Annotated in this window: 9 protein-coding genes and 1 other RNA gene; 2 read left to right on the top strand and 8 right to left on the bottom strand. The window is 45.5% G+C overall.

The window, feature by feature from the left end:
* On the bottom strand, positions 1-550 hold a 550-nt coding region (locus GX441_05235), incomplete at its 3' end, for a DegT/DnrJ/EryC1/StrS aminotransferase family protein (GenBank protein ID NLI98049.1).
* Positions 551-716: 166 nt separating this feature from the next.
* On the opposite strand from GX441_05235, the gene GX441_05240 reads away from it, so the two are divergent.
* Both GX441_05240 and GX441_05245 read left to right on the top strand, forming a co-directional pair.
* Positions 717-2810, top strand: coding sequence for a hypothetical protein (locus GX441_05240; GenBank protein NLI98050.1), 2094 nt, complete (start codon positions 717-719; stop codon positions 2808-2810).
* A 142-nt stretch (positions 2811-2952) separates the two neighbouring features.
* Positions 2953-4632: a hypothetical protein gene (locus tag GX441_05245; protein ID NLI98051.1), complete on the top strand. Its 1680-nt coding sequence runs from the start codon at positions 2953-2955 to the stop codon at positions 4630-4632.
* A 49-nt stretch (positions 4633-4681) separates the two neighbouring features.
* On the opposite strand, the gene GX441_05250 is transcribed toward GX441_05245, so the two are convergent.
* The 7 genes from GX441_05250 to ffs form a co-directional block, all read right to left on the bottom strand.
* Complete coding sequence (locus GX441_05250) at positions 4682-6835, bottom strand: TonB-dependent receptor (protein NLI98052.1); 2154 nt, start codon at positions 6833-6835, stop codon at positions 4682-4684.
* A gap of 42 nt (positions 6836-6877) precedes the next feature.
* On the bottom strand, positions 6878-7561 hold the full coding sequence (locus tag GX441_05255; GenBank protein NLI98053.1) for a glycosyltransferase family 2 protein: 684 nt from the start codon (positions 7559-7561) through the stop codon (positions 6878-6880).
* Positions 7558-8412: a deoxyribonuclease IV gene (locus GX441_05260; GenBank protein ID NLI98054.1), complete on the bottom strand. Its 855-nt coding sequence runs from the start codon at positions 8410-8412 to the stop codon at positions 7558-7560. Before GX441_05260 ends, GX441_05255 begins: the two co-directional genes overlap by 4 nt.
* A complete protein-coding gene (gene recR / locus GX441_05265) occupies positions 8409-9017 on the bottom strand; it encodes a recombination protein RecR (protein NLI98055.1) in 609 nt (202 codons plus the stop codon). Before recR ends, GX441_05260 begins: the two co-directional genes overlap by 4 nt.
* A gap of 23 nt (positions 9018-9040) precedes the next feature.
* Positions 9041-9337 (bottom strand): YbaB/EbfC family nucleoid-associated protein, encoded by a 297-nt coding sequence (locus GX441_05270; GenBank protein ID NLI98056.1) that lies wholly within the window; start codon positions 9335-9337, stop codon positions 9041-9043.
* Positions 9334-10917 carry a DNA polymerase III subunit gamma/tau gene (gene dnaX / locus GX441_05275; protein NLI98057.1) on the bottom strand — a complete coding sequence of 528 codons (1584 nt, stop codon included), beginning with the start codon at positions 10915-10917 and terminating at the stop codon, positions 9334-9336. The genes GX441_05270 and dnaX overlap by 4 nt, the downstream gene beginning before the upstream one ends.
* A 30-nt stretch (positions 10918-10947) precedes the next feature.
* Positions 10948-11211: signal recognition particle sRNA large type (gene ffs / locus GX441_05280), an RNA gene on the bottom strand.

Below are 11211 nucleotides of genomic sequence, written 5' to 3' on the forward strand. Positions count from 1 at the left end.
CCAATATTGCAACGTGTTTGTTCTTGAATCTGGACTCTATTGCATGTGCGGCGTCTCCTATCACGGCTATACTTGAATATTCTGCCAGGCTTAGGATTTCACCCATATCACATGGATAGCCATGAAGATGTACGGGGATAATCGCTTTTGTATTTGCAGTAATCTTATCCTGTATTTTCTGCGGAGAAATATTTCCGGTTTCCTCTTGAACATCCGCGAAAACCAATTTTGCATCGTGATGAAGAATGACATTTGCGGTTGCAGGATAAGTCAACGGTGTCGTTATGATCTCATCATCTTGCTTAAGGTCAAGCATAGCAAGCGAAAGATAGAGCGCGGCGGTACATGAATTGACAGCGATAGCGTGTTTTGTACCAGTAAACTCCTCGAACATCTTCTCGAAACGCTCGGTTTTTGGTCCATGACCTATCCATCCTGAGCGCAGCGTATCGACGACCTCGGCAATATCCTCATCCCTTATATCAGGTTTTCCGAATACAAGCAAATCCTTTCGAACAGGGGTTCCGCCTTCTATTGCAGGTTTCAACATCCTTCGATTTTAACCGGATTTAGGCATCCGTCAACGTTTTTGAGAAGAATGAAAAGCTTACTTAGCTTCAATCGGCAGGCCGGTTTTTTGATTTTGATTAGGCGAGTTTTACAAGTCGTGATGCAAAACCGTTTGACATAACGACAAGAAGGCTTAAGATATCGTTGTGTCAGTTCTAACTTTTATGCTCTTTATCGTTTGGGGAGGGGAGAGGTCGGCATTTTGTGATTTACCAAGTATCTTGGATTCTTCTTCCAACTATAACTTCAAACTCCTTGACCGCTGGCCTTACGGAACAGGTTTTTCCGTTTTGCTCGACTCGAATACACTTTTCTATACAAACGGTGGGGTGTTGCAGATAGGTCGACTGGATTTATCAGGCAAGGTCTTCTGGCTTCCCGAAATTGTTTTTCCAGGCCTTGCTTATACAATGGTTCGTTCGGACAAGCGTCTCTATGTCGCGGTAGACGACCAGGGTGTGGCAATTGTCGATATTTCAAATCTAAACGATCCGCAGATCATGAATCTTTTTAAGACAGGCGGAAGATCATTCGGTCTGGCCGTTAGGGGTGATACTCTCTACACAGCTTTGGGATCGGCAGGTCTTGAGGTTTACGATTGTTTGGACCCAGCCTCCACTCGTCTTTTGGGGACTCTACCAGGGTTCAATCTTCGCTCATTGGCCCTCGATGGGGATTTTCTCTTCGCTACAGATGCTTCGATAGGTCTTATTTCCATAGATGTTTCTGACCCTGCAACGCCAAGTTCTATTAAAGGGCTTAAACTTACAGGCCAGCATTACGGTCTTGACTACGACAGTCTCAGTCACACCGCATGGGTTTGCTCATTTGATGGCGGTCTTCACATAATCGATCTTTCAGATCCCTCCGATCCATCGATTGCTGTATCGATCCCTTTGATGTTTGCATGGGCTGTTGATATCGAGCGTCCTTATGCATACGTTGTTTCTTGGGATGAGTCCCTTTCGGTCCTTGATGCTGGTTCCTATGAGACAATCGGATCAGTATCTCTTGACACTCTTGATGTTACCGGTATATGGCCTTACGATGTGAGTGTATCAGGTAGTTACGGATCGATTGCGGGTTTCCTCGGGTCATGGTGGATTTTTGACGCGTTGAATCCCTCGAAACCGAATGTAATCGATGGTTATGCAAGAGGCGGACTTTCAGATGTAGTTGCAGCTGACGATCGCTATATTGCATTGGGTTTAGAGGGTTCTAAAGTCGCCTTCTTCGATAGAGGGAATACCTTATCGCCTCCGAGGATATATCCGACAGCCGACTGGCCAAGGGACGCAGTCATCCATGATAATACATTGTATGTTGCAGAGGGCTGGGCGGGTCTTGCCTTGTACGATATAAGCGATTTAGACGAAGGTGTAGAGCTTATTTCGCGGTTTTCGCTGGACGAAATTCATGTATGGGCGCTAGCCTTGAACCTGCCTCATGTCTACCTTGCATGCGGCGATTCAGGTCTAATATCGGTTGATTTGACAAACCCTCTTCTTCCCCAAAAAACGGCAAAGATTTCCTTTGATGCGAGGGCTTTTTCATTGTGCCTTTTACGTGATTCGCTTTTCGTTGGTTTGGAAGATGCAACAATCGCAGTCTTGAACGTGGTGGATCCTTCAAAACCAATTCAAGTTGTAAGACAGAATCTGCATGGTAGCGCGTTGGATTTTGACGTTCGAGACAGTATTCTTTATATTGCGGAAGCGAATGAAGGCGTAGGCATCTATCTCATTGATGATAACAAGTGGAACACTCTTTCGTTGATCCCCATGGAGCATTTTGCTTCTGCCGTTGACGTCTGCCAGGATGTTCTTTTTATTGGCGACGGTTCTTTCGGTATCAAAGCCTACAATATTTCAAACCATGCAGCCCCTCAACTTGTAGGAAGCTTTAACACTGGGGGCGAGGTACGTGATCTTTTTGTCTCAAGCGATACGGTTTTTGTTGCAGATGGTTACGATGGGTATCAAATGCTTCTCTTTCTCGATTTGGGCTGTTCTGATTCTTCTTTGCCTGATTGCGGGGATGCGTTAATCCGTTATAACCCTTTTGTCGATATCCTGGAATTCACAAAGCACGTGAACGCAATTCTTTACGATGAGAGCGGAAGGCTTGTATCGAAGGTTTCCGGAAACTCATACAATGCAAGACAACTCCAGTCGGGAGTTTACTTTGTTGTTGGTGACGAATGGTGTAAAAAGGTTGTCAAAATGGGAAGGATCAAATAAAGAAATCGTTGTTTGGTGCAATATTGCGCCGTTTCTTAGAATGGTTCTTTGTTAATTACCCCCCCTTGACAAACCCCGCAAAATCTTTAAGATTGATATATTAAACATCGAATTAAAAAAACAATAGACCTAGGAGGTATTCGTGAAAAAATGGATAGGTATTATTATAGTGCTTAGCGTAGTTACCGCCTTTTCGCAAGCATGGTATATTGAAGCAGTCGATACGCTAGGCAACGTTGGACAGTACGCATCCTTGGCCATTGATGCACAAAACCGTCCTCACATAGCCTATTTCTATGCAGACAGCGCCTTTTTAAGATATGCTACATGGAACGGATCGACATGGGAAATGGAGAATGTCGACAGGAACACTGGCGTAGGAGGCGTAGGCTTGTATGCTTCTCTTGCATTGGGTCCGCTTACTCAAAGACCGCAGATAGCTTATTATGATATGGCGGATGGAGCGCTTAAATGGGCTCATCTCAATGATCTCGATCAGTGGGAGTACGGTGTTCCCTTCGTAGGCCTGGATGACGTCGGACAAGGCTGCGATATTGCTATCGGAGTCCAGGGTTCTGATGAGATACCGCATTTCGCTTTTTATGATGTCACAACAGACTATCTGCTTTATGCAAGACCCTTGGGCGCTGCATGGTCCCGCGATACGGTAGATACGATGGCCAGTGATCAAATTTCGATTGCCCTTGATCCATCGGGAAGCCCGCATATAGCCTACTACGCGAACAACGGCACCGAAGGATTTCTCAAATACGCACACCTGGTATCAGGCGCATGGGTCATCGACACCGTTGATTATATTGCGGCTAATAATCTGGGTCTATATCCAGATATAGTTATTACATCTAATAACATCCCCTACATCAATTTCTACGATTCGACCACCAACCGGTTCAAATACGCAAGATGGACTGGTTCCGCATGGACGATAGACGTTATAGATAACTCTCCTGGAACCGGCATGTACGGAGCCCAGATTCTCGGATCCACATACGTTAGTTATTACGATATGAGTAATGCGGATCTCAAGTACGGTTACTCCAAGACATACCTTTCCTGGCATAATGAGTCCGTTGACACAACAGGCGACGTAGGACAGTATACATCAATTGCACTAACTCATAAGAAGGATCTTGTATATCCTCATATCGCGTATTATGATGTTACAAATGGTGACCTCAAGTACGCTACGCGCATCATCAAGGATGTGCTTCCTACCGTTATGGTTGCTCCTCCCAAGATAGTAAGGCCTGATTCAACTTACATTCCTGCGGTAACCGTTCTAAACCAGGGCAATACGGTCGCGGCATGTTCAGTAACTTGCGTAATCAAGTATCAGGGGCTGGACGTCCATCACAGTGTAAGGATGATCGACCCTCCTTTGAATGTTGATGAGGAAACCCAGATAACCTTCGATCCATGGACAGTGCTGGGTTACAATGATGCTTGGTACAACGTAACGTTCAGAACATGGATGGCCGATGACTCGGTTCCCCAGAATGATTCACTTAGAGATTCAGTGCACGCAACAAATACTGGTATCATTGAAGCGCTTGTCCCTCTCAAACTGGACATTGCTGTTTTCGGTAAAGATGTTGTTCTTTCCCTGCCGAATGCTACTCAAGGTGAAGTGTATTTGTTTGACGTCACAGGGAGCCGCAGGATTACCTTGGAGAGCGGCATTCTCAGTGCCGGGGAACACAAATATTCTCTAGATAAGCGTGCATTGCCCAACGGTGTCTATTTCGTGCGATTCTCATCCCCAGTTGCTAATCTTACGCGAAAGGCAATTCTCGTCCGCTGATTGACCGCTTTTTGAATTTTAACCGCCCCTTCGGGGGCGGTTTTTTTTTTCAGAAGGATCCACCAATTCCTGCCATGGGCAGAAACGGTATGCGGCCGTAGCCGTAAATAACAGGTGTTCCTGTAGAATCAATGTATTCTTTAATCCGATATGGGCTTTGCGAGTTGTAGACGTTTATTACTTCGATGTAGAAGTACGGTGATAGCGGCAGTTCCGGACAGCTTCGCTGAACACGTAAATCCAGCCTGTGATAAAAAGATGAACGTGCTGAATTAGGTTTGCCAAGTTCACCTTTATCATTAACAGGAGTATAGGGGAGACCGGAATTCAATCGGAAAGAAGCCGTTATGAGCCATCCCTTGGGGAATGACTGGTGGAGTCTGATATTGATGTTGTGTCTTTGATCATATTCACCCCAACATAGCTCGACCAAGTCTCCTTCTAGGCGTTTTGTTGCGGATAAAACGTATGAAATCTCGGCCTGCAACCCGAAGTTGGTTTTCTTCTCTATTCCGAATTCGACACCTTCAGAAAATCCATAACCGTTGGAATTCCAGCCTGAATCAGCATCCAGGAGAGGAAGAAAACTGAGTCGCCGGTAATAGGGTTCCATTCGGATTTGCGTTGAAGTGTCCGGACAAAATTCCAACCAAGCGGAATATTGTTGCGCCCTCTTGGGTGCAAGTGCTTCAAAACCCGGATTAAGATTATCTAGAGACGGAGGCTCAAAGGAAAAATCTTTCACATAGAAAGAACTGCGGAGAATGCGATACGGGTGCTGATACGAATCCCGGTAACTTGCTCCTATATTCAGAATTTCAAAAAGGTTCCAAGTTACCGACGCTCTTGGAGCAAGATACAGCCCGGTGGTCCAGGGAATCCTTTCGAGTCGGCATCCTAGTGAAGCCAGGAATTCAGGGAGAATCTCTGCGCGTATTTCCGCATAGGTACTTGAAGCAAGATAATCGCTAGCTAAAGAGGTTGCTTCTTTTTTTATCTCTTCTCCGACTATGGTTTCCATTCTCTTATTCGGTCTCCAAACAAGTTCAATGTTACTTGAAAGGGATGTGTGTTTGAAGGATACTCTAGGAAACAGCAAATCTTTTTCATAACCAAGTAGATGATACGTACAGCTTCCATATATCTTGAAATCAAACGTTTCTCCCGAATGCAGATATCCTACTTTACACAGTGAAAGTCTTTCACGAGAAGAGTCTTCGACCTCATAAAATGAATCCTCGCTTTTGTACAGTGAAGTTGATTCGCGAGAAGAATCGCTGGCTTCGAAAAAGAAATCTTCACTTAACAGGAATCTGGCAGTAAGTCTGTCGTTCTTAGTAATATCGAATCCAAGATTCAAGGCTCCGTCATAGAAATTGGGATTAAACTCCTTGCCTAGAGAACCAATCTTGATGTAGTAGAACGTTTTTCTGAGAGATAGCGCTATATCGGCAAAGTTGGCTATGGTGGTCCAGAAGTACCCTTTGAGTGCGATTGCATCATAGACAAAACCTCCTCCTATTTTCTTTATCTCAGGTGTGCATATCAGGGTCACAGAAGACAACGCATCATACTGGATAGGGATAGAGGATTTCCATAGAGAAACAGATTCCAGGAAGTCCGAGTTGAATACAGATATTAAGCCGACAAGATGCCACGGCCATGCCACTTCAATCCCGTCGTAAAATAAAGGGCTTTCGTCGGTGTCCCCTCCCCTGATAACGGGGGAGCCCGACCACTCGCTACCAGACATTCCCACGCCGGCAATAACCGGCATACTCCGTAAAGGGTCATCTCCGAAATTCGCTGGCGTTTTGCGTATATCCTCTTTCTTGAAAACAACACCGGGTTCGGCTCTCTCGATTAAGGTTTTCTCTGGTAGAACCTTCACTTCGGGTAGTTGTATTGGATTCGTTTTAAGACGAAAATACAGTATTGCAGGATTTGAGAAGTGTAAGTAAACCGTAACCGTATCCGGAAGATAGCCTATATGGGACGCTTTAAGAACAAGTTTTTTTTCTTTAGGTGGATTATCAAGTTGAAAAAACCCGAGAGAATCGGTTGTTGCACCTATTTGAGTTCCGAGTATCTCAATCGACGCAAGCGATACCGGTAATCTTGTCTGATCGTCAATAACTCTTCCTTGTATTGTCAATGAGAGAAAAAAGACATTAAAAAGCTTTAACGCGATTTCGATAAGCATTATCCACTCCTTTCACTCACATTTCATTCTTTCCTTTTCCTCCTATCTCCAAAACAGGTGAAAAACGCATAGCTTGACGAAGCGCAGCGTATCCAATAACTTATTAATGTGTGATCGGGGTGATGTGTAAAGGGTCGTAATGGGAACCTCTAACAGCCTGAATCCTGCCCATAATGCTTTGGCAACAAGCTCTGATTCGGTGTCGAATCGAACCGTAACTAGAGGGACCTTTTCAATAACTTCTGCTGAAATGAGCCTGTAGCCGCATTGGGAATCCGAAACGGCCCTCCCACCGAAGATTGAAAGCACCATTGATGTCAAACGGTTGACGAACCATCTGTCAAACGGCATACCTTTCATATTAAACCGCCGGGTTCCGATTATTAAATCCATCTTTTGCGGATCGGCTGAAAGAAATCTTCCCACTTCGCCGACGTCATGCTGTGTATCGGCGTCGAGAGTGAGAATCCACCGGTATCCTTTTTTGATGACTTCTTTAAAGCCTGTTTTGTGAGCCGCCCCTTTGCCGAGATTTTTTTTGTGCCGGAGCAAGTTGACATGAAAGCTGTTAGCCACATTTCCGGTTTCATCGGGGGAGCCGTCATCAACGACCCATATTTGTTCGGGTTTGGCCCCTGATTCAATCAAATCGCTAAGAACTTTCCCAAGGGTATCGGATGCTTCATAGGCTGGAATCACTATTGCAACATCATCTAATGCTATCATGCACCGTTCCTTATCGCTTTGACCGTCTTCATATTCTTAAGGTCTGCCTGGAAATCCGTAGGTGTTTCCATGATTGCAGGTATATGCTTGAGACGGGGATGCCTTATTATTCTTTTGAACGTTTCGATACCTATCTCGCCCTCTCCTATGTGCCAATGGCGGTCGTTACGGCTTGAAAAAGCGCTTTTGGAATCGTTAAGATGCAAAAGATGCAGTTTGTTGAGACCGACTAGACGGTCAAACTCCTCAAGGGTATCTGCCAACCCCTCCTCGGTATGAATAGGGTAGCCTGCTTCGAATGCATGTGCTGTGTCCAGGCAGACACCGACTTTGTATGAATGCTTAAGGAAATCGAAGATTCTGGCAAACTCTTCGAACTCGCCTCCAAGACGGGTCCCGCCGGCAGAGGTGTTTTCAATAAGCACTTTTACCTTATCGCCTCTGCCTCCTGCTATCTTGCCGAAGACATAATCAAGAGAAGCTGCAACTTTTCGAATTCCCTCCTCCTTGGTCGAGTTTTTATATGCTCCCGGGTGAAGAATAATGTATTCAGCGCCAAGCATCGCAGCACGGTCAAGCTCGGCAATAAGAGCGTTCTGGGATTTTTCCAGTAGCTCCCGGTCTGGAGTAGCGAAATTAGGCAGATAGAATAGATGTACAAAAAGAGGCGATATATCTTTCTTTTTTCTTCTAGTTTTAAATTCGCTGGCATCATCCTCGTCGATTACGGATCTTCGCCACTGCTGCTGCGATCCGGTAAATATCTGCATGGTTTCACAACCGAGCGACTTGGCGACCTCGAGGGATTCAACAAATCCGTGCGATATGCTTATGTGAAAACCGAACCTCATCCGTTCCCGCTTTCATTCATGAACTCCCTTCCCCTCATTGCCTTTTCAATGGTTACCTCATCGGCAAGACCTATATCGGATCCTACAGGTATGCCTCTTGCAATACGGCTTACGCGTATACCTGAACCCTTCAGTATCTCTGCGATGTAGGATGCAGTCGCTTCGCCTTCGGTTGTGGCGGAAATCGCCAGAATCACTTCACGTATGTTTTCTTTCTTTGTTCTTTCAAGCAGTTCCTTTATCCTTAACGAATCTGGCGAAACGTCATCGACTGGCGACAGCACTCCTCCAAGCACGTGATACTGACCCCTGTAGACGCCGGAATTCTCGATAACGGGTATATCGAAAGCCTCTTCCACCACGCATATTTCGTATTTTTCCCTTGATGAATCGCTACATATGCGGCATAATACGTCTTCCGTAAGATTCCCGCAGCGCTCGCAGGCATGGGTTTGGATGCGTGCAGCGAGGATGGCTGAACTCAAGCGCTGCGCTTCATTGTTTCTGAGCTTGAGAATATAGCGTGCGATGCGCTGGGCGCTCTTTTCTCCTATTCCAGGGAGTTCTTTCAGAAGCCCTATGAGTTCAGAAAGAGAACGGGTCATTTTCCATATCGATGTTTGAAAAACTAAAAGAGACCAGGCAAGGGCATGCCGATGATTTTCTGCATTTCTTCTTTTGCTTTTTCCTGGGCTTTACGTTTTGCTTCATTTACTGCCGCTATTATAAGATCCTCAAGCATATCCTTATCCTCCGCCACAATGACTTCTGGATCTATCTTGAGTTCAAGTATTATTCCGTTTCCGTCTGCCACGGCCTTAATCATACCGCCGCCCGATGTTGCCTCTCCCCTGACCGAAGTCATTATCTCAGCCATGCGTTCCTGAAGCTCCTGAGCCTTGCGCAACAGATCTGCCTGTTTCATCTAATGATTTCTCCTTTAAATATATCCAGGATATCGTCAACGCTGGTGTTTTCCATCTTCTTCGCATCGGTTTTTTCTTCTTCCTTCTCTAGGATCTCGAAAACCAATCGCACTCTCCTGTTCGCAATCTCCGAAAATCTTCTTTCAAGATCATTTTTATCGTGTTCAATAATATCAAGATTGAATTTCGACCCGGTAATACCGATATGTAGAGTATTTTCGTTTTCTTGCAGCAGTGCGGATGAATTCAGCGCAAGTGTAAGGAAGGACTGTTCTTGTGATAATTCAACGAGAAAAGACTTCCACAGAGATGACAAGGATGATGGCTTTCCCGGTTCCTCTTTTTTTGTTGCAAGCTGCTCACCCTTTTCTGTTTCATGTTCTTGCTTAGAGGTTTCCTTTGAACCGGAAGGCGTATCGGTTTCCGGTTCTTCCTTTACCGGGGACGGGTTGCTTCGCGGTGTTTGAGGAGGGTTTATTTTTTGATGCGCCTGATTTTGTTCGTTATCCGTGTAGAGGAGGGAAAGCGATATCGTTTCAATCAATATTGTTTTTTCGAGGCTTTTCTTGAAGACTTCTTCGGCTCTTAAAAAACGTTCAAGAATTTTTGCGAGGTTTTTTGGATGATGATTTTCGGCCTCCGATAAAGCTTCTGATCCCAAAACTCCGAAATCATCCTTGTTTATTCCTAATCGATATAGAAGCAGGCTCCTTATAAAACGGATCAGACCGAAATAGTACTCCGCAACATCGTAACCTTGTTTGAATATTTCTTCCAGGAAGAGGAGGATCTCTTTCTCTGAGCCTCCTCTTAATACCTTCAAGAAACCTACGAATCTTTCCTGAGGAACAATGCCAAGGAGTTCCGTGACATCCAGAGCGGTTATTCTGCCTTCCTTGAAGGTAGTGATTTGTTCAAGAACGCTTTCTGCGTCTCTAAGCCCGCCGTCAGCTATCTCTGAAATGAGCGCGATAGCATCCTTGTCTAAGTCAAGGTTTTCTTTCGCGATTATCATGCTTAAACGTTCAGCAATTACGTGTGCGGGGATTCGTTTGAAGTCGAACCTCTGACACCTTGAAAGTATGGTTGCTGGAACCTTGTGCGGTTCAGTGGTGGCAAAAACGAAGATTACATGCCTTGGCGGTTCTTCAAGAGTCTTCAAAAGGGCATTGAAAGCTTCGGTCGTCAGCATATGGACTTCATCAATAATGTAGATTCGGTATCTGCCGCCCGTCGGCAAATACCGGATATTTTCTCTCAGATCCCTTATCTGATCGATTCCTCTGTTGGATGCTCCGTCTATCTCGAGCACGTCCATGCTCTTGGAAGCAGTTATTTCGATACACGCCGAACACTGGTTGCATGGATGAGCTCCTTGTCCCTTCTCACAGTTCAGGCTTTTTGCAAGTATTCTTGCGGTTGTGGTTTTTCCGACTCCTCTTGGTCCGGTGAAAAGGTAGGCATGTGCGAGCTTTGATCGTTCTATTGCATTAATGAGTGTGCGTTTTATATGTTCCTGGTCGAACAACTCCTCAAAGATCTGGGGTCTGTATCGTAATGAAAATGTGCGGGGCTGCATCTCAAGAGACTCCCGTATATGACATTCCGGCCGTGCGGCACTTTCGACCGCATACAAAGGCTCCTTTTATATAGATAAACTCCAACCAGGCTGCCTTTGCACCGCCAAGAATGCCACTTACCGTTGCTTCCTTCCAGACCTGGCGGGGTTTGCGGGAGTTGGCGAACAAAGACCCAATCTTCAACGTCCAGCTATACATAAGAAAATCCTTTTTCTGCAGCCTCATAGTGCCCTTCAGCCTCGCGTATGGCGGGTTTCGAGTTCAGGAGACCGCCAGCCTCCCGCCTAGCACGG

The sequence above is a fragment of the bacterium genome (assembly GCA_012517375.1).
Taxonomy (GTDB): domain Bacteria; phylum Hydrothermota; class Tepidihabitantia; order B3-TA06; family B3-TA06; genus JAAYVC01.

Bases quoted from the DNA above. Each gene is read 5' to 3' on its own strand.
- GX441_05255 (NLI98053.1), bottom strand. From the start codon at position 7,561: ATGATAGCATTAGATGATGTTGCAATAGTGATTCCAGCCTATGAAGCA.
- dnaX (NLI98057.1), bottom strand. From the start codon at position 10,917: ATGCAGCCCCGCACATTTTCATTACGATACAGACCCCAGATCTTTGAG.
- GX441_05260 (NLI98054.1), bottom strand. From the start codon at position 8,412: ATGAGGTTCGGTTTTCACATAAGCATATCGCACGGATTTGTTGAATCC.
- GX441_05270 (NLI98056.1), bottom strand. From the start codon at position 9,337: ATGAAACAGGCAGATCTGTTGCGCAAGGCTCAGGAGCTTCAGGAACGC.
- recR (NLI98055.1), bottom strand. From the start codon at position 9,017: ATGACCCGTTCTCTTTCTGAACTCATAGGGCTTCTGAAAGAACTCCCT.
- GX441_05250 (NLI98052.1), bottom strand. From the start codon at position 6,835: ATGCTTATCGAAATCGCGTTAAAGCTTTTTAATGTCTTTTTTCTCTCA.